The sequence below is a fragment of the Bradyrhizobium sp. USDA 376 genome (assembly GCF_054063675.1).
Window position 1 is genome coordinate 2,933,762 of sequence record NZ_JBSSGN010000001.1, and the last position, 23,094, is coordinate 2,956,855.

Here is a 23,094-nt window from a genome sequence, read left to right on the forward strand (position 1 = left end):
TCGGTGCTGCGCACCGCCCCGGAATGACGGTGCAAACGACAATGGCCGGGACAAGCCCGGCCATGACGACGAATTCAGCAGCTTAAGGTCGATCTCAGCGCTTCTTGCGCAGGCGCACGACCATGTCGATGCGGGAGATCTCGTAACCCTCGGGCACCTCCGGCATCTTGGACAGCGCCAGATGCGGATCCTCGATATCGACCAGCTCATGGCTGTTCTCGAGGTAATAGTGATGGTGGGTGGTGACGTTGGTGTCGAAATAGGTCTTGGTGCCGTCGACGCTGACCTGGCGGAGCAGGCCGGCATCGGTGAGCTGATTCAGCGTGTTGTAGACGGTCGCCAGCGACACCGGGACCTTGGCGAGCGTCGCTTCCTCGTACAGCATTTCAGCCGTGAGGTGGCGCGCACCCTTGCCAAACAGAAGCCAGCCGAGCGCCATGCGCTGGCGCGTCGGACGCAGCCCGGCGGACTGGAGCATTTCGTTGACGTCGTGCCAGGGGCAGCCGGTCAGGGCCGGCTGGCGGCCGGACAGAAGGGCGGCGGCATGGACGTCGTCGTCGTGATGGGGCGCGGTATTCTCGCTCATTTCCAGATTTCGGGCACGCGTGAACAATATCTCTCTGCAATATAAGAATAGAAAGATGCAGATGCAAGTTTCTCGCAACTAGAGAGGTTCTAATCAGCTCTGGAACCGGGCGAGGACCCCGTCATTTTACCTTCATGAGAGCGCTTTGCCACTGAAATGGCCTGTGTTAGAGAGCCCGCGGTTCCGCTTAGCCGATTTTGGCGCAACCGGGCATGGAGCCCGGTCCGCAGTCCACGACGGCAATTGGCGTTGCTCTCCGACCGAGACGGGGCCCATTTTCGCCAAAGAACGCCGCTCAATCGGTATTTGAACAGAGGCTCGTGCATGCTGAACAGGCGCAACGGTTACGAATACGAGGATTTGCTGGCATGCGCGCGCGGCGAGATGTTCGGCCCGGGCAATGCCCAGCTGCCGCTGCCGCCGATGCTGATGTTCGACCGCATCACGGAAATCAGCGACAATGGCGGCGAGTACGGCAAGGGCCTGGTGCGCGCCGAGCTCGACGTGAAGCCGGATCTCTGGTTCTTCGGCTGCCATTTCAAGAACGATCCCGTCATGCCCGGCTGCCTCGGCCTCGATGCGCTGTGGCAAATGGTCGGCTTTTATCTGGGCTGGATCGGCGGCGAAGGTCGCGGCCGTGCGCTTGGCCTCAACGAATTGAAGTTCAGCGGCCAGGTGCTGCCCGAGGCCCGCAAGGTTGTGTACAACGTCGACATGAAGCGCGTCATGCGGTCAAAGCTCGTGCTCGGTATCGCCGACGGGTGGCTTTCGGTCGATGACCAGATTATCTATCGCGCCAAGGATCTGAAGGTCGGCCTGTTCAAGCAGGGCACGAGCCTGGGCTGAGGCGCATCACCAAGAAAGACAACGATTTAGGCGAGGCTGTCATGAGGCGGGTTGTGGTCACCGGAATGGGCATCGTTTCGTCCATCGGAAACAACACCCAGGAAGTGCTTGCGAGCCTTCACGAGGCGAAGTCGGGCATTTCGCGGGCTGAGAAATATGCCGAGCTCGGCTTCCGTTCGCAGGTGCAAGGTGAGCCGACGCTCGATCCCTCGACGGTGGTCGACCGCCGCGCCATGCGTTTCCTCGGTCAGGGCGCCGCGTGGAATCACATCGCGATGGAGCAGGCGATCCAGGATTCCGGTCTGTCGCCCGACGAAGTCTCCAACATCCGCACCGGCATCATCATGGGCTCGGGCGGTCCGTCCGCGCGCACCATCGTCGAATCCGCCGACATCACCCGCACCAAGGGGCCGAAGCGCGTCGGACCGTTTGCAGTGCCGAAGGCGATGTCGTCGACGGCCTCCGCGACGCTCGCGACCTGGTTCAAGATCAAGGGCGTGAACTATTCGATCTCCTCGGCCTGCGCGACGTCGAACCACTGCGTCGGCAACGCCTATGAGACGATCCAGATTGGCAAGCAGGACGTCATCTTCGCCGGCGGCTGCGAGGAGCTGGACTGGTCGCTATCGGTGCTGTTCGACGCCATGGGCGCGATGTCCTCCAAATACAACGACACCCCCGCCACCGCTTCGCGTCCCTACGACGTCAATCGCGACGGCTTCGTCATCGCCGGCGGCGCCGGCGTGCTGGTGCTGGAAGAGCTCGAGCATGCCAAGGCGCGCGGCGCGCGCATCTATGGCGAGATCGTCGGCTATGGCGCGACCTCGGACGGCCACGACATGGTCGCGCCGTCGGGCGAAGGTGCCGAGCGCTGCATGCGCATGGCGATGTCGACGGTGAAGACCAAGGTCGACTACATCAATCCGCACGCGACCTCGACGCCGGCCGGCGACCCGCCGGAGATCGAGGCGATTCGCAGGGTGTTCGGCGTCGGCGAGAAGTGTCCGCCGATCTCGGCGACCAAGGCGCTGACCGGCCATTCGCTGGGTGCCACCGGCGTGCAGGAGGCGATCTACTCGCTGCTGATGATGAACAACGGCTTCATCTGCGAGAGCGCGCACATCCAGGAGCTCGATCCTGTCTTCGCCGACATGCCGATCGTGCGCAAGCGCATCGACAACGTGAAGGTCGGCACCGTGCTGTCGAATTCGTTCGGCTTCGGCGGCACCAACGCCACGCTGGTGTTCAGCCGGCTGGATGTGTGAGCCCACACCGCGCCTTCTCGGCCTGTAATTGCTGTCTCTGGAATACTGGATCGCCCGCATGCGCGGGCGATGACGTCGGAATGATAGGAGCCGCAAGGCAATGGAAGGTTTGATGAAAGGCAAGCGCGGTCTGATCATGGGCATCGCCAATGATCATTCGATCGCCTGGGGCATGGCGAAGACGCTGCATGCCCACGGCGCCGAGCTCGCCTTCACCTTCCAGGGCGAGGCCCTGGGCAAGCGCGTCAAGCCGCTGGCGGAGCAGCTTGGCGTGGATCTGGTGCTGCCCTGCGACGTCGAGGACATCGCCAGCGTCGATGCCACCTTCGCTGTGCTCCGCGAAAAGTGGGGCAAGCTCGACTTCGTCATCCATGCCATCGGCTTCGCCGACAAGAACGAGCTGAAGGGCCGCTACGCCGACACCAGCCGCGAGAACTTTTCGCGCACCATGGTGATCTCCTGCTTCTCGTTCACGGAAGTGGCAAAGCGCGCCGCCGAGCTGATGACGGAGGGCGGCAGCATGATCACGCTGACCTTCGGCGCCTCGGAACGCGCGATGCCGAACTACAACGTGATGGGCGTCGCCAAGGCCGCTCTGGAAGCCTCGGTACGCTACCTCGCCTCCGATTTCGGACCGCGCGGCATCCGCGTGAATGCGATCTCCGCAGGTCCCATCCGTACGCTCGCCGGCTCCGGCATCGGCGAGGCGCGCGCGATGTTCGCGTACATGCAAAAGCATGCGCCGCTCCGCCGCGGCGTCACGCTCGACGAGCTCGGCGGCTCGGCGCTGTATCTGCTGTCGGACCTCTCGGGCGGCGTGACCGGCGAGATCCACTATGTCGATTCCGGTTACAACATCGTCCTGATGCCGAGGCCGGATGATCTGAAGGCCGAATAGACGGACCCTGTAGGGTGGGCAAAGGCGCGCTCCTCGCGCGACGTGCCCACCATCTCTCAACAATCGCGACCAAATGGTGGGCACGGCGCGCTGCGCCTTTGCCCACCCTACGAGAGCTGCTTCAGCCCGCCGCGATCTTCTCCGCGCGCTGGAACGCCGGCCGCGCCATGCAGCGCGCGAGATAGGCATCGAAGGCCGGGCGCGACGGCACCATCTTGAACAGGCGCACCGCAAAATTCAGGCCGGAGCCGATCGTGATGTCGGCAGCCGAAAATTCCTCGCCGAGAATCCACGGCCCCTTGGCGAGCGCGGCTTCCAGCACGTCAAAGACCTGCGTCGCGCTGCCCCAGGCCGCAGTCGAGGTCGGGATCTCGATCTTGGTGAAGATCTGGATGATGGCGGGCTCGATGCAGCTCGGCGAGAAGAACAGCCATTGCAGATAACGCGCGCGGCGCGGGTCGGTCACAGCAGGCGCAAGCTTCGTCTCGGGATAGCGGTCGGCGATGTAGGCGCAGATCGCCGCAGCTTCGCCGAGCGCGGCATCGCCGTCGCTGAGCGCCGGCACCTTGCCCATCGGATTGATCTTTAAGTAGTCCGGCGCCTTCTGCGCGCCGGTCGAGATGTCGGTCAGCACGCGCTCATAGGGCAGGCCGCTCTCTTCCATCAGCCAGAGCGTCGTGAACGAGCGCGAGCGGGGCGACCAATAGAGCTTGATCATGGCGCGGGACCTTTCGTTGGCGCGATGTGAGCCAAGTCGGATTCATGACGCCTCTGCATTGAATCCGCAATGCACGACGATACAGATAATCCTGACTTCGGCTCAGTCTTCCTTGAGATAGCCCGGCAACCCCCGGTCGAGCCTGTCTGCGACGAGTGCCCGCGTCCTCTCGCGCAGCGCCGTGCTGGCTGAAGCTGCCGCGGGTGGGTCAGGGAACAACGAGTTGTCGAGTTTGGTGAGCGGGTCTTCGGTCAGTCGCATACTCGCAGCGAAGTTCGCGCCGAAATTCACGAAGGGGCGCTTGATCTCCTCGTAGTTCCGGCCGTCGATCAGCGTGATCGCAACGTTGGCGAAAAGATGGGAATGCCGGAGGAGACCGCCGAGGCCCTGATTGTAGGTTCCGATTCCGTTCAGCGTCATGTGCGTATTCGGCAACTCGGCCTTGAAAGTCGTCGCGACAAGATAGCGCTCGCAACCGGCATTCGCGGTAAAGCTCCGCACGATCACCGGCAGACGCTCTCCGGGATCCCGGATGAGGATCGTTTTCGGATTATAGAAGGGGTCGAAGACGCCCTTGGGATAAGCGATCCTGCGCACCGCGGGATCGTTGTTCGTTGCCGCGCGCACGCGCGCAAAGACGAGATCATCGAGTCCCCAGTCGATCGGGACCTCGTTCACCTCATTCTCGAAAATCGTGAGGCCAAATTTCTGCACGGCGTAGCGGTCTCCGATCACAGAGATCACGCCAAGCCGGCACGGGCCGCTCTCGACCGCGACAGGCTGCTTTGCAACCGGTTTGGCCTTCGGCGCCGCTTTCTTGGAAACCGGTTTCGCCGGTGTCGCGGTTGAGGCCGGAGGCGTGCCGGTTGCGGGAAGGGTTTGGGCGGCTGCCGGAGTCAAAATGGACAGCAGGGCGATCAGCGAGACAGCAATTCGAAACATGGATTCCGGGAGATCAGAGGCGGGAGGTCATCGGTCACGCCACACTAGGTTGGGATCATGACAACCGCAAGCTGCGTCCGGCGATCACTGCCTATCCGGCACCATGTGGCCGTTTCCACCGGTAATACTTCATCATGAACCCGTTCGACGGCTCGATCTCTTCCTTCTCGAACACAAAGCCTTCGCGCTCGTACCACCGCCAGGCCTTTTCGTTCTCGCGAACGCAACGCAGGTGCATTTCATCCGGCATTTGCGTGCGCGTGAAGGCGAGTAATTTGCGCCCGAGCGATTGCCCCTGATAGTCGGGGCCGACGAACAGCATATCGAGATAGAGTTTTGGCAGATGCAGCGCCAGCATCGCGGCGATCGTGCCGTTGTCGTCGGCGACGAACAGGCTCCAGCCGTCTTCGATCTCGCGCCGGATACGCGCGCGCAGGTTTGCCAGCAGGAATTCGCTGGCCTCGCCAAGCCCGGTCGAGACCCAGCTCTCCATCCAGACGCGGCCGACCTCGTCATATTCCTCAGCGCGGGCGGGGCGGATGATCAGGTCAGGCATTGGCGCTCTCGGTTCGATCTGCCCGCCTTGCGCGGGGAGTTCACTCGAATCTCGGCCGCTCCAGGAAATCCCCGTCTAGGCCCGTTGGCTACGCACGGATTGCCGCGTGCGCACCTTGCCGGCCGACAGGCACACTACCTCGGAAATCTGCAACAGCTGCCGGGCCAGTGGGCTGGTCTTGCGCCAGACCATGCCGATGGTGCGGGAGGGCTGTGGGTCGCGGAAACGCGTCAGCGAGACCGAGGCTGACCGTGTCTCGACCGGCACCGCCATCTCCGGAATCAAGGTGACGCCGATGCCGGCGCTGACCATCTGCACCAGCGTCGACAGCGAATTCGCATCCAGCATCTCGCGCGGCGGCGCCGACTGCATGTTGCAGAACGACAGCGCCTGATCACGGAAGCAGTGTCCCTCCTCGAGCAGCAGCAGCCGCATCTCCCGCATCATCTCGCGCGAGGGCGCCGGCGTTCCCTCGTCTGCCCCTGGTCGCACCAGCAAGAATTTCTCCTCGAACAGGGCGACCTCGGTGAGCGAGGGCTCCGACACCGGCAGCGCGACGATGGCGGTGTCGAGCCGTCCCTCCACCAGCTCCTGGATCAGCCGCGGCGTCATCGTCTCGCGTACGCGGATGTCGAGCTCCGGATGCATGCGCGTGAGGTTCTTGGTGATCTTGGGCAGCAGATATGGTGCGATGGTCGGGATCATGCCGATGCGCAGGCGGCCGGCGAAGCGGTCCTGTGACGCCCGGGCGAAATCGCCGAGCTCGTCGACCGAACGCAGGATGTCGCGGACGCGCTGGGCGAGCTCCTCGCCGAACCGGGTCAGCGCGACCTGCCGCGCGCTGCGCTCCAGCAGCAGGCCGCCGAGCGTCTCCTCCAGCTCCTTGATCTGCATCGACAGCGCCGGCTGCGAGATCGAGCAGGCTTCCGCCGCGCGGCCGAAATGGCCGTGGCGCGCCAGCGCGTCGAAATACCGGAGCTGGCGCAGCGTCAGATTGATCATAAGAAAATCCTATCGCAGCGATCATTAAAGTCAACTTCACCTGATCGGAGGCGGCGCTTAGAGTGGTTCTACCTGGTCAAAGGGCGCCGTCGGACGCCACCAGAGGAGGTAATCATGGACGACACTTCGAAGTGCCCGTTTTCGGGCGGAAAACCCACGCGCGTGAACCGCGACTGGTGGCCAACCCAGCTCAGCATCGAGATGCTGCACAAGAATTCCGACCTGTCGGACCCGATGGGCAAGGAGTTCGATTACGCCAAGGAATTCAAGACTCTCGACCTGAACGCGGTCATCAAGGACCTGACCGCCCTGATGACGGATTCGCAGGAATGGTGGCCGGCCGATTTCGGCCACTATGGCGGCTTGATGATCCGCATGGCCTGGCACAGCGCGGGCACCTACCGCATCACCGACGGGCGCGGCGGCGCCGGCGCCGGTCAGCAGCGCTTTGCGCCGCTCAACAGCTGGCCCGACAACGCCAATCTCGACAAGGCCCGCCGTCTGCTCTGGCCGATCAAGCAGAAATACGGCCGCAAGCTCTCCTGGGCCGATCTGATGGTGCTCGCCGGCAACGTCGCGCTGGAATCGATGGGCTTCAAGACCTTCGGTTTCGCCGGTGGCCGCGCCGACGTCTGGGAGCCGGAAGAGCTCTATTGGGGTCCGGAAGGCACCTGGCTCGGCGATGAGCGCTACAGTGGTGAGCGCCAGCTGGCCGAGCCGCTCGGCGCCGTGCAGATGGGCCTTATCTACGTCAACCCGGAAGGCCCGAACGGCAAGCCGGATCCGCTCGCCGCGGCCAAGGACATCCGCGAGACCTTCGCCCGCATGGCGATGAACGACGAAGAGACCGTCGCACTGATCGCCGGTGGTCACACTTTCGGCAAGACCCACGGCGCGGGTGATCCCTCGCTGGTCGGGCCTGAGCCGGAAGCGGGCGCGCTGGAAGATCAGGGCCTCGGCTGGAAGAGCAAGCACGCATCGGGCCTCGCGGGTGATTCCATCACCAGCGGTCTCGAGGTGACGTGGACGACGACGCCGACGAAGTGGAGCAACAACTTCTTCGAGAACCTGTTCAAGTACGAATGGGAGCTGACGAAGAGCCCGGGCGGTGCGAACCAGTGGACGGCCAAGGGTGCCGACGCGATCATTCCCGATGCCTTCGACAAGTCGAAGAAGCACCGGCCGACCATGCTGACGACCGACCTGTCGCTGCGCATGGATCCGGCCTACGAGAAGATCTCGCGCCGCTTCCTGGAGAATCCGGCCCAGTTCGCGGACGCCTTCGCCCGCGCCTGGTTCAAGCTGACCCATCGCGACATGGGGCCGATCCAGCGTTATCTCGGCCCGCTGGTGCCGAAGGAAGCGCTGATCTGGCAGGATCGGATTCCGGCCGTGAACCACGAGCTGGTCAGCGACCAGGATATCGCCTCGCTGAAGACGAAGATCCTGGCTTCGGGCCTCTCGGTGTCCGAGCTGGTCTCGACCGCCTGGGCGTCGGCCTCGACGTTCCGCGGCTCGGACAAGCGCGGCGGCGCCAATGGTGCGCGCATCCGCCTTGCTCCGCAGAAGGACTGGGAGGTGAACCAGCCGGCTCAGCTCGGCAAGGTGCTGGGCAAGCTCGAAGCGATCCAGAAGGAGTTCAGCACCGGTGCGAAGAAGGTCTCGCTCGCGGACCTGATCGTGCTCGGCGGCACCGCCGCGGTCGAGAAGGCCGCCAAGGATGCCGGCGTCGACGTGAAGGTCGGCTTCACGCCGGGCCGCATGGATGCTTCGCAGGAGCAGACCGACGCGGAGTCCTTCGCGCCGCTCGAGCCCCGGGCCGATGGCTTCCGCAACTACATCGGCAAGAAGCATCAGTTCCTGCAGCAGGAAGAAGCCCTGATCGATCGCGCGAAGCTGCTCAAGCTCACCGGGCCTGAATTGACCGTGCTGGTCGGCGGCCTGCGTGTGCTCGGCGCCAATGCGAACGGCTCGAAGCATGGCGTCCTCACCGCGAAGGTGGGCACGCTGAACAACGACTTCTTCGTCAACCTGCTCGACATGAGTGCGCAGTGGACACCGGCTTCCGACGGCACCTACGAGGCACGCGACCGCAAGACCAACGCGGTGAAGTGGACCGGCACCCGCGCCGATCTCATTTTCGGCGCGCACTCGCAGCTCCGCGCCTTCGCCGAGGTCTATGCGACCTCGGACTCCAAGGAGAAGTTCGTCAAGGACTTCGCCAAGGCCTGGACCAAGGTGATGAACCTCGACCGCTACGACATCGCGGCGTGAGGCCGGTTCACCTCTCCCGCTTGCGGGAGAGGTCGGATCGCGCAGCGATCCGGGTGAGGGCTTTCTCCTCTTGGGGGTTCTTCGTCGCGGAAGCACCCTCTCCCCAGCCCTCTCCCGCAAGCGGGAGAGGGAGCGCATATCGCCCGGAGCGACCACAAACAAAAAGGGCGGCCTTTCGGCCGCCCTTTCGTGTTGCTGGCAGTGTAGCGAGGTTTACTCGCCGGCCGCTTCGCGCGGAGCCTTCTCGCCCTCGGCGGCCTTGTCCTTGGCCTCGAGGTCTTCGCCGGTGGTCTGGTCGACCACCTTCATCGACAGGCGGGTCTTGCCGCGATCGTCGAAGCCGAGCAGCTTGACCTTGACCTTGTCGCCTTCCTTGACGACGTCGGAGGTCTTCTGCACGCGCGCCGAAGCGAGCTGGCTGATGTGGACGAGGCCGTCCTTGGAGCCGAAGAAGTTCACGAAGGCGCCGAACTCCATCACCTTGACGACGGTGCCGTCATAGATCTGGCCGACTTCCGGCTCGGACGCGATCGACTTGATCCACTTGATCGCGGCCTTCATCGCCTCGCCGTCAGAGGAGGCGACCTTCACGGTGCCGTCGTCCTCGATGTTGACCTTGGCGCCGGTCTTCTCGACGATCTCGCGGATCACCTTGCCGCCGGTGCCGATCACTTCGCGGATCTTGTCGGTCGGGATCTTGAAGGTCTCGATGCGCGGCGCGTATTCGCCGAGCTCGGCGCGGGCGTTGGTGAGCGCCTTGGCCATCTCGCCGAGGATGTGGATGCGGCCTTCCTTGGCCTGGCCGAGGGCGACCTTCATGATCTCCTCGGTGATGCCCTCGATCTTGATGTCCATCTGGAGCGAGGTGATGCCCTGCTCGGTGCCGGCGACCTTGAAGTCCATGTCGCCGAGATGATCCTCGTCACCGAGAATGTCCGAGAGCACCGCGTAGCGCTTGTCTTCGAGGATCAGGCCCATCGCGATGCCCGCGGTCGGCCGCTTCATCGGCACGCCGGCGTCCATCAGCGCGAGCGAGGCGCCGCAGACCGAAGCCATCGACGAGGAGCCGTTGGATTCGGTGATCTCCGAGACCACGCGGATCGTGTACGGGAACTCGTGATGCGGCGGCAGCACCGGGTGGATCGCGCGCCAGGCCAGCTTGCCGTGGCCGATCTCGCGGCGCTTGGTGCCGCCGAGGCGACCGGTCTCACCGACCGAGTAGGGAGGGAAGTTGTAGTGCAGCAGGAACGTCTCTTTGTACGTTCCCGACAGCGCGTCGATGTACTGCTCGTCCTCGCCGGTGCCGAGCGTGGTCACGACCAAGCCCTGGGTCTCACCGCGGGTGAACAGCGCCGAGCCGTGGGCGCGGGGCAGCACGCCGACTTCGGCGATGATGTTGCGCACGGTCTTGCTGTCACGGCCGTCGATGCGCTTGCCGGTGTCCAGGATGTTCCAGCGAACGATCTTCGCCTCGAGCTCCTTGAACACGGCGCTGATGCGCAGCTTGTCGTACTTCGGCTCCTGCCCTTCGGGGAAATAGTGAGCGATCACCTTTTCCTTGACCTTGCCGACCGCGGCGTAGCGATCCTGCTTGACCGGAATGGCGTAGGCGGCGCGCAGCTCCTGCTCGACCAGGCCGAGCATTTCCTTCTCGAGCGCGGCGTTGTCGATCACGGTGACTTCGCGCGGCTCCTTGGCGGCCTTCTCGGCGAGCTCGATGATCGCGTTGATGACCGGCTGGAAGTGGCGGTGACCGAACATCACGGCGCCGAGCATGATGTCCTCGTTCAGCTCCTTGGCTTCCGATTCCACCATCAGCACGGCGTCGGCGGTGCCGGCGACGACCAGGTCGAGTTGGGTGTCGACCATCTCGTCGAGCGTCGGGTTGAGGATGAACTCGTCATTGGCGAAGCCGACGCGCGCGGCGCCGATCGGGCCCTTGAACGGCGCGCCGGAGAGCGTCAGCGCAGCCGACGATGCCACCAGCGCGACGATATCAGGATCGTTCTCCATGTCGTGCGACAGCACGGTGGCGATCACCTGGGTCTCGTTGCGCCAGCCGTCGACGAACAGCGGACGGATCGGACGGTCGATCAGGCGGGAGACCAGCGTCTCCTTCTCGGTCGGACGGCCCTCGCGCTTGAAATAGCCGCCGGGAATGCGGCCCGCGGCGTAGGTCTTCTCCTGGTAGTCGACGGTCAGCGGCAGGAAGTCGACGCCTTCGCGCGGCGCCTTCGCGGCGACGACGGTGGCGAGCACCACGGTCTCGCCATAGGTGGCGATGACGGCGCCGTCGGCCTGACGGGCGATCTTGCCGGTTTCGAGCTTGAGAGGGCGTCCGCCCCAGTCGATCTCGACTGAATGCTTAGTGAACATAGAGGTCTTCTTTCATGGGTTCTCGAAAGAAGGGACGCTTCGAAAAACAAAAACCATGCGCAAGATTGCGGGACGCTGATCGGAGCGGGTGATCAGCGTCCTGCGATCCTGCCATGGTTTTTGGATGTCGGATGGCGTCCATCCTTTCGGGTCATACGGGCGCCTTGCCCGTTGTGCCCAGCCGCCGGATTGCTGCTGGGCTGTCAGTCGGCACGAACGCGAACACCGAACCGTGGTCTTCGGTCATGCCCCGGATGATGGCCGTCAACGGCCCGCATCCGACGCGCACGCAGCCTCGATCAAAAACCTTCAAATAAGCGCTTTCGCTCGAAACCACGCGCAAAAACGCGCGCCAGTGGCGCGCGCAAGAACTCTTAGCGACGAATGTTGTGCTTCTCGAGCAGCGCCTTGTAACGCGCCTCGTCCTTCTTCTTCAGGTAGTCGAGGAGCGAGCGGCGGGTCGAGACCAGCTTCAAGAGGCCGCGACGCGAATGGTTGTCCTTCACGTGGGTCTTGAAATGGTTGGTGAGGTTGTTGATGCGTTCCGACAGGATCGCGACCTGAACCTCGGGCGAGCCGGTGTCGCCGGCCTTGGTGGCATTCGTCTTGATGACTTCCGCTTTGCGTTCTGCGGCAATCGACATCGTCAATTTCTCTCGTTGCGACCGGGGCTGGCAGTCAGGCCGGTCAGGTTGAACACACGCTTGGGGATGATTTCGCCATTGCCAACTTCGGCAAGCGCCAAAAGACGGCCTGCCACCGTGACATAGACTGTGCCGCTACAAGTGGGCGCATCCCGTCCGCGCAACAAAACGGCTTGGCCCCGATGGAGCCTTGCCGCATCAGCCCGAGTGACGGCCAGTGCCGGGATGTCGTCCAGCGCGGTCTCAACGGGCAAAAGCGCGTCGGCGAGGCTGCCCTCGCCGGACGCGGCTCTATCGCACAAAGCCTCCAGCTGATCCAGCGGAATCATGTCGTTTTCGCCAAATGGGCCCACCAGGGTCCGCCGGAGCGCGCAAATATGGCCGTAAGTGCCGAGAATCCGGCCCATATCGCGGGCGAGCGCCCGGACATAGGTGCCCTTGCCGCACTCGGCCTCGAATACGGCCCGGTCGTTATCTGGTTGATCTACAAGGGTTAAATGGTGAATCTCGACCGGGCGGGGGGCCAGCTCCACGACCTCGCCGTCGCGGGCGAGGTCGTAGGCGCGCTCGCCCTGGACCTTGATGGCGGAATAGCGCGGCGGGATCTGCTCGATCACCCCGGTGAAGCGGGGCAGGAGGGCCAGGATGGCTTCCCGGGTCGGGCGCTGGTCGGAGGTCGCGGTCACCCGGCCCTCGATGTCGTCGGTGTCGCGCTCCTCGCCCCAGCACACGGTGAACTGGTAGCGCTTGCGGCCGTCCATCACAAAGGGAACGGTCTTGGTGGCCTCTCCGAGCGCGATCGGCAGGCCGCCGGAGGCGAGCGGGTCGAGCGTGCCGGCATGTCCCGCGCGCTTGGCGTTGAACAGGCGCTTGAGCACGGCAACCGCCTGCGTCGAGGTCATGCCGATCGGCTTGTCGAGCACGACCCAGCCGTGGACGTCGCGGCGGTCGCGCCGAACCTGGTTGCCCTTCTGTTGCTTGGCGCGCGGATCGTTGTTGACGCGGCGCGGCTCCTGATGCGGCTGAGAATTGCCGCCCATCTCCGCAAAATTATTTTTCTGCACATCGCGCTGATCGGCGTCGTTGCCGTCGATCGTGCCGTGAGCCGGGTCCATCGTCATTGCTCTTCTTCCCGATCCGAATCCGGATCCTGTTCCAGGTCCTTCTGCACCGCAGGTGTTCGCAAAAGCTTCTCGATCCGTTCCGCTTCGTCGAATCGTTCGTCGACGCGGAAACGAATGTCAGGTGCAAATTTCAGGTTAACGCGCCGCGCGACTTCGCCGCGCAGGAATTTCTTGTTGCGCTCGAGCGCAGCGATGACGATCTCGGTGTCGCGGCCACCAAGCGGCATCACGTAGACTGTCGCAAGCTTCAGGTCAGGCGACATCCGTACCTCCGGCACGGTGATGATGTGACCTTCGAGGTCCGCATCATGCACGTTGCCTTGCGCCAGAATCTCGGCCATCGCATGGCGAACCTGCTCGCCGACGCGCAACTGTCGCTGCGAGCCGCCGGGCGCGGAACTCTTTTTCTGATGGTGCCGTGGCATGGTCGAAAATCACCTCGTCGTGCCCGCGTTTGGGACACGAGCATTGTCATTTGTCCTGTTGAAACGAATGAGGCGTGGATGGCCGGAAAAATCCGGCCATCGCACTCCCGCAATTTTAGCTCAAAAAGATCCGGGCGCTTCGGTAAGATTTGGACTTACAGGGAGCGCTGGATCGTCTCCACGCGATAACACTCGATGACGTCACCGGCACGCATGTCGTGATAGTTCTCGAAGGCCATGCCGCATTCCTGACCGGACTGGACTTCCTTCACTTCGTCCTTGAAGCGCTTCAGCGTCGACAGCTTGCCTTCGTGCACGACGACGTTGTCGCGGATCAGGCGCACATTGGCGCCGCGTTCCACGGTGCCGTCGGTGACGCGGCAGCCGGCGACCTTGCCGACCTTGGAGATGTTGAAGATCTCCAGGATCTCGGCATTGCCCAGCATGGTTTCGCGCAAGGTCGGCGCGAGCAGGCCGCTCATGGCCTTCTTCACGTCGTCCACGAGGTCGTAGATGATGTTGTAGTAGCGGATTTCGATGCCGTTGCGCTTGGCGGCCGCGGCGGCTTCCTTGTTGGCACGAACCGAGAAGCCGATGATCGCGGCGTTGAAGCCTTCGGCGAGCGTCACGTCGGATTCCGAGATACCGCCGACGCCGGCATGCAGGATGCGGGCGGCGACTTCGTCGGTGCCGAGCTTCTCCAGCGAGCCGAGGATGGCTTCCAGCGAGCCTTGCACGTCGGCCTTAACGATCAGCGGGAATTCCTTGCGGCCCGCCGTCTTCAATTGCGACATCATCTGCTCGAGCGAGCCGCGCATGCCGGAGATCGAGGCCGCCGCGTTCTCGCGCTTCTGGTGCGCGCGGTAGCTGGTGATCTGGCGGGCGCGGGCTTCGTTCTCGACCACGGCGAGACGATCGCCGGCTTCCGGCGGACCGTTGAAGCCGAGCACCTCGACCGGAACCGAGGGACCTGCCTCATGCACGGTCTCGCCCTGATCCGAGATCAGTGCGCGGACGCGGCCCATCTCGGCGCCGGCGACGATGATGTCGCCGACACGGAGCGTGCCGCGCTGGACCAGCACGGTGGCAACCGGACCACGGCCGCGATCGAGCTTGGCTTCGATCACGGTGCCTTCCGCCGGGCGCTCCGAATTGGTCTTCAGGTCGAGGATTTCGGCCTGCAGCGCGATCATCTCGAGCAGCTTGTCGAGATTGGTCTTGTTCTTGGCGGACACCTCGACGTCGACGACTTCGCCGCCGAAGGATTCGACCTGCACCTCATGCTGGAGCAGCTCGGTGCGCACGCGCTCGGGCTTGGCATCGGGCTTGTCGATCTTGTTGATGGCAACGATGATCGGCACGCCTGCCGCCTTGGCGTGATTGATGGCTTCGACCGTCTGCGGCATCACGCCGTCATCGGCCGCGACCACCAGCACGACGATGTCGGTGACCTTGGCGCCGCGGGCGCGCATCGCGGTGAACGCGGCGTGGCCGGGCGTGTCGATGAACGTGATCTTCTTGCCGGTTTCGGGCGAGGTCACCTGATAGGCGCCGATATGCTGGGTGATGCCGCCGGCTTCGCCGGACACCACGTTGGCGTGACGAAGCGCGTCGAGCAGCGAGGTCTTGCCGTGGTCGACGTGACCCATCACGGTCACCACGGGCGAACGCGTCTCGGTGTCGTTGGAATCGTCGACGGCGTCGAACAGGCCTTCTTCAACATCGGACGCGGCAACGCGCTTGACGGTGTGACCGAGCTCTTCGGCGATCAGCTGCGCGGTGTCGGCGTCGATCACGTCGGTGATCTTGTGCATCGCGCCCTGCTTCATCAGCATGCGGATGACGTCGACCGCGCGCTCAGCCATGCGGTTGGCGAGCTCCTGGATGGTGATCGCTTCCGGAATGACCACCTCGCGGATGAGCTTTTCCTTCGGCTCGTTCGCGGCATGGCCCTTCAGGCGCTGGGTGCGGCGGCGGAACGAGGCGATCGAGCGCTCGCGGACCTCGTCGGCATTGAGCGCGGTGACGACCGTCAGGCGGCCGCGTTCCTTCTGCGGGCCGGGCTTGTGGGTGGGCTTGGGGGCCACCACAGGACGCGCGGCGCCGCCGGGACCGCGACGGATCTGGCGCGGACCATCATCCTCGTCGGGTCCGGCCGCGACCGCGGGCGCGCGGCCCACCGGCCCGCCGGCCGGCCGTGGCGTGGTCGTTCCGGGGCGTGCTGTCGTGGTTCCCGGGCGAGCCGTCGTGGTGGTTCCGGGGCGCGCTGCGGGGGCGCCGGGCCGCGGCGCAGGAGCGGCCGGGGCCGCAGTTGCAGGGCGCGGAGCAGATTGCGGCTGCTCGCCCTCGCCAAAACGCTTCTTGGCCTCGGTCTCGGCCTTGCGCTTGGCTTCGTCCTCGTGACGGTGGCGCTCTTCCTCGGCCTTGCGGCGGGATTCGGCGGCTTCGCGCTCGGCGCGTTCGGCCGCTTCGCGGACGGCGCGGCGCTGGGCCTCTTCCTCGGCCTGGCGGCGCTCTTCGACTTCGCGCACCTTGGCATCGGCCAGCGCGCTGGCGCGGGCGGAACGTTCGTCCTCTGTCAGCGTGCGCAGCACGACGCCGGAGCCGGCATTGCGCGGCGGTGCCGGACGGGCCGGAGCAGGCGCTGGGGCGGCCGGTGCGGGCTTCGCAACCTCGGCAGCCTGCGGCTCAGGGGTTCCGTCGATCCGGCGCTTGCCGCGCTTCTCGACCACGACCTGCTTGCTGCGGCCATGGCTGAAGCTCTGGCGCACGGTGCCCGTTTCGACGCGCGGCTTGAGCGATAGCGTCTTGCTCGGAACGCTCAGCTTCTTGTCGCCAGGGGTCTTGGTATCAACCATTCAGCAGTCCTAATCCTGATTTATCAGTGTTGTGCGTTGCCGCACCGTCAGATCGGTTCGTCGGTGTCTCTCAGAAATCCTGGCCGTGCTTTTCGGCAGTCTTGTCATCGTCCGCCATCCGGTATCGGACCAGCATCTGGCTACGTGACAGGAATGACCTGCTCGCCGGGCCCGCGAGCAGCGCAGCATGTATCACATTTGACCGGGTCAGTGCCAAATCCAATTCTAACGATTTCAGTGCGGTGACGACGGGAATCTGCGGCTTGGCGCCGCGATTTCCGGCATTTTGACGCGCCAGCATGTCCAATTTGCGGATTCCGTCCGCAGCCCCGTCACTGGCGTGGATCAGGACCTCGGCCGTGCCTTCCCGCAGGGCGCTCTCGACCTTGCCGAAGCCGGCCACGACCTGGCCCGCCTTGGCGGCGATCCCAAGGGCTTCCGTCACGCTCCTGACGAGGAGCGCCTCAATGTCGGCGGGAAGCGTCTGGGGAACGCGCAGCTCGCGCTTGAAGGCTTTGTTAAATTGGTGACGCCGCACGGCTTCCGCAACCACCTCGCGCGAGGCGGTGACCCACATGCCGCGTCCGGGCAGCTTGCGCTTGAGATCGGGAACTATGTCGCCTTGTGGCGAGACGACGAAGCGGATCAGCTCGTCGATCGGCCGGACCTGCCGGCTGACCGCGCACATCCGCATGGTCGCGGACCTTTCGGTCCGCGGCCCATGATCGAGTTCGCTGTCAGTGCTGGCGAGCATCCGGGCGACATCCTCCGTCGCCCTTAAGCCGGCTGATCTTCGGTCGCTTCAGCCTCTTCAGCGGGCTTGGCGAGATCGGCCTCGGTGATCCAGCCGGCCTTGACGCGGGCCTGCATGATCATCGCCTCGGCATCGTCATGGGAGATGTCGATACCGTCGAGCGCGCCCGGATATTTGGTCTGCTCGCCGCCTTCCTTGCGCTCGGTCCAGCCGACCAGATCGTCGGTGGCGCAGCCGGCGAGGTCGTCGACGGTCTTGATGTCGTTCTCGCCGAACTTCACCAGCATCTTCGAGGTGACGCCGGGCACGTCCTTGAGGGCGTCCTCGACGCCGAGCTCCTTGCGCCTTGCCTCGAGCTCGGCTTCCTGCTGCTCAAGATATTCGCGGGCGCGGTTCTGGAGCTCCTGCGCGGTCTCCTCGTCGAAACCTTCGATGCCGGCGAGCTCCTTGACGTCCACCATCGCGAGTTCCTCGACCGAGGTGAAGCCTTCGGACGCCAGCAGCTGGCCGACCACCTCATCGACGTTGAGCGATTCCATGAATACGCGGGTGGAATTCTCGAAGTCGGCCTGGCGGCGCTCCGATTCCTCCTGCTCGGTCAGGATGTCGATGTCCCAGCCGGTGAGCTGCGAGGCCAGACGCACGTTCTGGCCGCGGCGGCCGATCGCCAGCGAGAGCTGGTTGTTGGTGTCGGGGACGACGACCTCGATGCGTTCGCGGTCTTCGTCGATGACGACCTTGGAGACTTCGGCCGGCGCCAGCGCGTTGACCACGAAGGTCGCGATGTCGGGCGACCAGGGAATGATGTCGATCTTCTCGCCCTGCAGCTCGTTCACCACGGCCTGCACGCGCGAGCCGCGCATACCGACGCAGGCGCCAACCGGATCCACCGAGGAATCCCGGGAAATCACGCCGATTTTCGCGCGCGAGCCGGGATCGCGGGCCACCGCCTTGATCTCGACGATGCCGTCATAGATCTCGGGGACTTCCTGCGCGAACAGCTTCGCCATGAACTGCGGATGGGTGCGGGACAGGAAGATCTGCGGGCCGCGGGTTTCGCGGCGGACGTCGAAGATGTAGGCGCGGACGCGGTCGCCGTTGCGGAACACTTCGCGCGGCAGCATCTCGTCGCGGCGGATGATGGCTTCACCACGGCCGAGATCGACGATCACGCTGCCATATTCGACGCGCTTGACGACGCCGTTGACGATGTCGCCGATGCGATCCTTGAATTCCTGGTACTGCCGGTCGCGCTCGGCCTCGCGCACCTTCTGCACGATGACCTGCTTGGCCGACTGCGCGGCGATGCGGCCATATTCCAGCGGCGGCAGGGTGTCGGCGATGGTGTCGCCGACCTGGGCACCGGGATTGGCGCGCTGCGCGTCCACCAGCGAGATCTGGTTGGAGTGATTCTCGACCTTGTCGACGACCAGCATGTGCCGCGACAGCCGCAGCTCGCCCTTCTTGGGGTCGATCTCGGCGTGAACGTCAGTCTCGCTGCCGTAACGGGCCCGCGCAGCCTTGGCGATGGCGTCTTCCATCGCCGCGATGACAATGCCGCGGTCGATCGATTTCTCGCGGGCAACGGCATCGGCGATCTGAAGCAATTCAAGTCGATTGGCGCTGACTGCCATGGCTAGTCTCCTTGGTCAGGCTCGATCTCGCCGCGCCGCGCGCGTTCGGCGGCAAGGCGATGTTTCTTGGTATTGGTCGGGGCCGGCTTCTTTTTCGGCTTGGTGTTCTTGGTGGTTTTTTCGCTGATTTTCGCGTGCGGCGCCTGCGGCGGCGCGAGGCCGAGATCCCTGCGCATCTGGCGCTCTTCGGCCTTGCCGCGGCGCATGGATTCGGCGATCAGCTCGTCGGTCAGCACCAGCCGGGCCTCGCCGATATCCTCCATGGTCAGGAGAACGTCGGCATCGTCACCCGCCTTGACGTCGTCGCGATGCAGATGGACGCCGTCGCCTTCGACGGCACCGAGCGTGCCGCGGAACCGCTTGCGTCCCTCGTGGGCGACCGCCATCTCGACCTTCACCAGATGGCCGGAATAACGCTCGAAGTCGGAGCGCCGCACCAGGGGGCGGTCGATTCCCGGCGAGGAGATCTCCAGCCGGTAGGCGCGGTCGATGGGGTCGGCGACATCGAGCACGGGCGACAGCGCCCGCGAGATTGCCTCGCAATCCTCGAGCTGCATCGAACCGTCCGGCCGTTCGGCCATGATCTGCACGGTACAGCCGGCTTCCCCGGAGATGCGGATCCGGACCAGGCGGTAACCCATGCCCTCGAGCACGGGAGCCGCGACCGCAGACACCCGTGCCGCCACGCCCGGCTCGACTACGAGCCTCGGCTCGGCCAGCAGTTCGGCATCGGTGGAACCAGTGTTCGGTTCGGTCATATCAGCGGTCAAGGCGCTCGTTGGTTAACGCTTGGGTTAAGGCTTGGTTAAGACTTCAAAGCCCGCTTCGGAACTCTCCCGACAGCGCGTCGGGCCGGATCTTCCGCCAACCCGCGTTCAGGTAATAAAAAAGAGCGGGTCCTTTCGGGCCCACTCTCACTACGCGGATCGTATGAGAAGATGAATTGGCGCTGATATAGCCCTTTCCGCCCTCCCGGACAAGGCCCATCGGAGGCCGGATGAGGCTTTTTGCGCCCGATTCGCGGCTCCCCGCGCAACGCTTCCTTCATTTCCGAGGCCTAAATTCCTTGATTGTGGGGCGGCTTGGACCGAGGGCGCACCCGCGGCGTGCCCTGTACGAGTTTGTGTTTTCATGACCGCTGCCACGTCGCTCATTCCCGGACTGGACGATATCGTCAAACGCGGCGACCCCCGCCGTCGCGGTGAGATCGCGCGCGCCATCGCCAACCTTTACTTCCAGGATCCCGCGAGACTCCGTCCCGAGCTCATCGATCTCTTCGACAATCTCCTGATCGATCTTGTCCCGCATGCCGAGCTTGCCTCGCGCGTCGATCTCGCCGAGCGCTTCTCGCGCCTGAACAATGCGCCGCCGCATCTGGTGAATCAGCTGGCGCGCGAAAACGAGATCATGGTCGCAGGCCCCGTGCTGCGCCGCTCGCCCGTGCTCGACGAGGCCGCGCTGGTCGAGATCGCGCGTCTGAAGGGGCAGGGTCATCTGCTCGCGATGACGGAACGCCCCGTCTTGCCGGCCGTCGTCACCGACGTGCTGGTCGAGCGCGGCGATCGCGATGTCGTGCGCCGCGCCGCGGGCAATGCCGGTGCAGTGTTTTCGCCTGCCAGCTATTCCGAGCTAATCAAGCGTTCCGCGCAGGACGGCGTGCTGACGCTCAAGATCGGCCAGCGCACCGATCTCTCCGGCGAGCACCTGAAACAGCTTCTCGATGGCACGCTCGACGTCATCCGCCGCCGTCTCTCCACCGTGGTCAATCCTGTGCGCCAGGTCGAGATCAAGCGTGCGATGGCGGCGATCGAAGAGGCTGCGCTGCCGCCGGGGCCGCGACGCGATTTCTCCGCGGCCCAGCGCACGGTGCTCACCTTGCATCGCGAGGGCCATCTCGGCGAGAGCGCGCTGCTTGGCTTCGCCAAGGCGCACAAATACGAGGAATCGATCGCCTCGCTCTCGGCGATGGCCGGCATCCGCATCTCGATCCTCGACCGTCTGATCGCGGGCGACCGTTATGATCCGATCCTGATCCTGGGGCGGTTGCTGAATCTGGGCTGGCCCACGGTGCGTGCGCTCATCCTGATGTGGTACGGCCCGAATCGCATGCCGGCCGATGCCGATCTCGAGCAGGCGCGCGTGAACTTCACGCGCCTGATGCCGACGACGGCCGAGCGCGTCGTCAATTTCTGGCGCAACCGGCAGACGATCTAAGATTCTGTCGTTCCGGGGCGATGCGCAGCATCGAACTATGGTGCGCAATTGCGCACCTGAGAACCTCGAGGTTCTGGGTTCGCGCTTCGCACGCCCCGGAACGACAAATCATTTCCGCCTGAACCGCAAGTAAGCCGCCTTGCGGCCTTCGCGCGCCGCCTTCCGGCCGTAGCGCGTCATGGTGTAGCCGGCCCATGGTTGCCGGAAATCGTCGGCGCGTTCCGCGAGCCAGACGAAATCCGGCGAGCGCGCAAGATGCGACAGCGTCCAGGCGCAGTAATCGTCGATATCGCAAACGAAGCGGAATTCGCCGCCCGGCTTCAGCACGCGCGCCATTGCGGCGATCGTCCTGTCCTGGACGAAGCGCCGCTTCCAGTGCCGCCGCTTCGGCCAGGGATCCGGATGGATCAGGTCGATCCGCGACAGCGAGGCCTTCGGCAGCCACGCCACCAGCTCGGCGGCGTCGCCGGCGAACAGGCGGATGTTGCCGATGTTGGCCGCCTCGATCTGCGCGAGGATTTTTGCCATGCCGTTGACATAGGGCTCGCAGCCGATGAAGCCGGTGGTGGCGAAAGCCTGCGCCTCGGCCGCGAGATGTTCGCCGCCGCCGAAGCCGATCTCGAGCCGCACGTCATCCGCTTCAGGATCGAAGATCTCGCTTGCATCCGCCGGCGCCTCACGATCGATGTCGAGCGCAAGATGCGGCAGCAGATGATCGATCAGCTCGGCCTGGTGCTGCCTGAGCTTGTGGCCCTTGCGCCTTCCGAAGAAGGCGCGCTCGCTGTCGTCGCGATCGGGATCTGACTTGCGCTCGCTCATCGCAGCGTCTGATACAGGCGATAGAGCAGCCGCGCGCGCGGTTCGAGCGAGGAGACATAAAGCTGCTCATAATGGGTGTGTGCGCCCTTGCCGTCGACGCCGAGCCCGTCGAGCGTGGCGGTGTGGGGAGCGGTGAAATTGCCGTCCGAGCCGCCGCCAGTATAGGTGTCGATCAGCTCGAAGCCGATCTCGGTGGCGAGCGTCCTGGCATGCTCGTAGAGCGAGGCGCCTGCATTGCCCTTCTCGTAAGGCGGACGATTGAGCTCGCCCGTGACCGTGACGGTGACGCCGTCCGTCTTCGATTTCAGCCCGAGGATCTTGCCGACGAATTCGTCCGCGTCGGTGAAGCTCGGAACGCGCAGGTCGATTTCGGCATAGGCCTCTTCCGGTGTCACGTTGGGGCGCGTGCCGCCGCGCACCACGCCGACATTGACGGTGACGCCGCGCTTCAGGTCGTTCATTCCCTCCAGTGCGTGGATGATGTTGGCGAGCTCGCGGATGGCGCTGCGGCCGTCCTCGGGCCGCGAGCCGGCATGCGCCGGCACGCCCTTGATGAACACCTCGAAGCGTCCGACGCCCTTGCGTCCGGTGACGATCTTGCCGCCGTCGCGCGCCGGCTCCGTCACCAGCACGTATTTGGCCTTGCGTCCTTCCTGCTCGATCAACGCGCGCGAGGTGGGGCTGCCGATCTCCTCGTCGGAGGTGAACATGTGGGTGATGCCGAGCGGCGGACGCTTGCCGTCGGCGCAGAGCGCGGCGAAGGCGTGATGGGCGATGTAGGCGCCGCCCTTCATGTCGTAGATGCCGGGACCGAACGCGCTGTCGCCTTCGACCTTGAACGGCAGGCGCTCGATGAAGCCCAGCGGATGAACCGTATCGAGGTGACTCAGCACCAGGATGCCCGGCTGCTCCCGCCCCCAGGTCGAGCGGGCCAGCAGATGATCGCCGCAGCCGTCGACGCCGGCGACGCGCTCGAGCGTGACGGGCAGATCGCGGTGTTGATCCGCGACCAGCGACACGAGTTTGTTGACCTGCTCAGGCGCCTCTGTCGGCGTCTCGATCTCCACCCAGCGCCGGATGCCGTCGAGAATAGTTTGGGTATCGAACCAGTTGGAGTTCGTCATGGGCGCATCTATGCCTTTGAATCGCATCATTCGGG

Annotated in this window: 20 protein-coding genes; 5 read left to right on the forward strand and 15 right to left on the reverse strand. The window is 64.6% G+C overall.

Going from position 1 to position 23,094, the window contains the following annotated elements:
* Positions 1–94: 94 nt before the first annotated feature.
* A complete protein-coding gene (gene irrA, locus ACVJ19_RS13825) occupies positions 95–586 on the reverse strand; it encodes an iron response transcriptional regulator IrrA (protein ID WP_027546833.1) in 492 nt (163 codons plus the stop codon).
* A 324-nt stretch (positions 587–910) separates the two neighbouring features.
* Between irrA and fabA the strand changes: the two genes are divergently transcribed.
* The 3 genes from fabA to fabI all read left to right on the forward strand — a co-directional run bounded on the left by fabA (position 911) and on the right by fabI (position 3,595).
* Entirely contained in the window at positions 911–1,432 is a 522-nt protein-coding gene (fabA, locus tag ACVJ19_RS13830; protein WP_453948667.1) for a bifunctional 3-hydroxydecanoyl-ACP dehydratase/trans-2-decenoyl-ACP isomerase, read from the forward strand.
* Positions 1,433–1,473: 41 nt separating this feature from the next.
* Positions 1,474–2,697, forward strand: a complete 1,224-nt coding sequence (gene fabB, locus ACVJ19_RS13835) for a beta-ketoacyl-ACP synthase I (RefSeq protein WP_018644179.1) — start codon at positions 1,474–1,476, stop codon at positions 2,695–2,697.
* A 100-nt stretch (positions 2,698–2,797) separates the two neighbouring features.
* Complete coding sequence (fabI, locus tag ACVJ19_RS13840) at positions 2,798–3,595, forward strand: enoyl-ACP reductase FabI (protein WP_453948666.1); 798 nt, start codon at positions 2,798–2,800, stop codon at positions 3,593–3,595.
* 121 nt (positions 3,596–3,716) lie between these two features.
* Here the strand turns inward: fabI and ACVJ19_RS13845 are convergent, their stop codons facing one another.
* The 4 genes from ACVJ19_RS13845 to ACVJ19_RS13860 form a co-directional block, all read right to left on the reverse strand.
* Positions 3,717–4,313 (reverse strand): glutathione S-transferase family protein, encoded by a 597-nt coding sequence (locus ACVJ19_RS13845; RefSeq protein WP_453948665.1) that lies wholly within the window; start codon positions 4,311–4,313, stop codon positions 3,717–3,719.
* A 102-nt stretch (positions 4,314–4,415) separates the two neighbouring features.
* Positions 4,416–4,991 (reverse strand): hypothetical protein, encoded by a 576-nt coding sequence (locus tag ACVJ19_RS13850; RefSeq protein ID WP_453948664.1) that lies wholly within the window; start codon positions 4,989–4,991, stop codon positions 4,416–4,418.
* A gap of 355 nt (positions 4,992–5,346) precedes the next feature.
* Complete coding sequence (locus tag ACVJ19_RS13855) at positions 5,347–5,811, reverse strand: GNAT family N-acetyltransferase (protein ID WP_453948663.1); 465 nt, start codon at positions 5,809–5,811, stop codon at positions 5,347–5,349.
* Positions 5,812–5,886: 75 nt separating this feature from the next.
* The gene (locus ACVJ19_RS13860) at positions 5,887–6,813 is read right to left on the reverse strand and encodes a LysR substrate-binding domain-containing protein (protein ID WP_453948662.1); all 927 of its coding nucleotides are present in this window, start codon (positions 6,811–6,813) and stop codon (positions 5,887–5,889) included.
* Between the two features lie 114 nt (positions 6,814–6,927).
* Here ACVJ19_RS13860 and katG point away from each other — a divergent pair, with 114 nt between their 5' ends.
* Positions 6,928–9,087: a catalase/peroxidase HPI gene (katG, locus tag ACVJ19_RS13865; RefSeq protein ID WP_453948661.1), complete on the forward strand. Its 2,160-nt coding sequence runs from the start codon at positions 6,928–6,930 to the stop codon at positions 9,085–9,087.
* A 213-nt stretch (positions 9,088–9,300) separates the two neighbouring features.
* On the opposite strand, the gene pnp is transcribed toward katG, so the two are convergent.
* The 8 genes from pnp to rimP all read right to left on the reverse strand — a co-directional run bounded on the left by pnp (position 9,301) and on the right by rimP (position 19,660).
* On the reverse strand, positions 9,301–11,463 hold the full coding sequence (gene pnp / locus ACVJ19_RS13870; RefSeq protein ID WP_453948660.1) for a polyribonucleotide nucleotidyltransferase: 2,163 nt from the start codon (positions 11,461–11,463) through the stop codon (positions 9,301–9,303).
* A 374-nt stretch (positions 11,464–11,837) separates the two neighbouring features.
* On the reverse strand, positions 11,838–12,107 hold the full coding sequence (gene rpsO / locus ACVJ19_RS13875; RefSeq protein ID WP_008540131.1) for a 30S ribosomal protein S15: 270 nt from the start codon (positions 12,105–12,107) through the stop codon (positions 11,838–11,840).
* A gap of 2 nt (positions 12,108–12,109) precedes the next feature.
* Complete coding sequence (gene truB, locus ACVJ19_RS13880; RefSeq protein ID WP_456739388.1) at positions 12,110–13,228, reverse strand: tRNA pseudouridine(55) synthase TruB; 1,119 nt, start codon at positions 13,226–13,228, stop codon at positions 12,110–12,112.
* Positions 13,225–13,656, reverse strand: coding sequence for a 30S ribosome-binding factor RbfA (gene rbfA, locus ACVJ19_RS13885; protein WP_025032909.1), 432 nt, complete (start codon positions 13,654–13,656; stop codon positions 13,225–13,227). Before rbfA ends, truB begins: the two co-directional genes overlap by 4 nt.
* Before the next feature lie 155 nt (positions 13,657–13,811).
* Positions 13,812–16,514 carry a translation initiation factor IF-2 gene (gene infB, locus ACVJ19_RS13890; RefSeq protein ID WP_453948659.1) on the reverse strand — a complete coding sequence of 901 codons (2,703 nt, stop codon included), beginning with the start codon at positions 16,512–16,514 and terminating at the stop codon, positions 13,812–13,814.
* Positions 16,515–16,584: 70 nt separating this feature from the next.
* The gene (locus ACVJ19_RS13895) at positions 16,585–17,268 is read right to left on the reverse strand and encodes an RNA-binding protein (RefSeq protein WP_453948658.1); all 684 of its coding nucleotides are present in this window, start codon (positions 17,266–17,268) and stop codon (positions 16,585–16,587) included.
* A 23-nt stretch (positions 17,269–17,291) separates the two neighbouring features.
* On the reverse strand, positions 17,292–18,902 hold the full coding sequence (gene nusA / locus ACVJ19_RS13900; RefSeq protein WP_453948657.1) for a transcription termination factor NusA: 1,611 nt from the start codon (positions 18,900–18,902) through the stop codon (positions 17,292–17,294).
* Positions 18,903–18,904: 2 nt separating this feature from the next.
* A complete protein-coding gene (gene rimP / locus ACVJ19_RS13905) occupies positions 18,905–19,660 on the reverse strand; it encodes a ribosome maturation factor RimP (protein WP_453948656.1) in 756 nt (251 codons plus the stop codon).
* A gap of 373 nt (positions 19,661–20,033) precedes the next feature.
* Here rimP and ACVJ19_RS13910 point away from each other — a divergent pair, with 373 nt between their 5' ends.
* Positions 20,034–21,116 (forward strand): DUF2336 domain-containing protein, encoded by a 1,083-nt coding sequence (locus ACVJ19_RS13910; RefSeq protein ID WP_453948655.1) that lies wholly within the window; start codon positions 20,034–20,036, stop codon positions 21,114–21,116.
* A gap of 108 nt (positions 21,117–21,224) precedes the next feature.
* Here ACVJ19_RS13910 and trmB read toward each other — a convergent pair whose 3' ends face one another.
* Together trmB and ACVJ19_RS13920 are read right to left on the reverse strand one after the other, a co-directional pair.
* Positions 21,225–21,935: a tRNA (guanosine(46)-N7)-methyltransferase TrmB gene (gene trmB, locus ACVJ19_RS13915; RefSeq protein ID WP_453948654.1), complete on the reverse strand. Its 711-nt coding sequence runs from the start codon at positions 21,933–21,935 to the stop codon at positions 21,225–21,227.
* Complete coding sequence (locus ACVJ19_RS13920) at positions 21,932–23,089, reverse strand: M20 family metallopeptidase (RefSeq protein ID WP_453948653.1); 1,158 nt, start codon at positions 23,087–23,089, stop codon at positions 21,932–21,934. Before ACVJ19_RS13920 ends, trmB begins: the two co-directional genes overlap by 4 nt.
* Between the last annotated feature and the right edge of the window lie 5 nt (positions 23,090–23,094).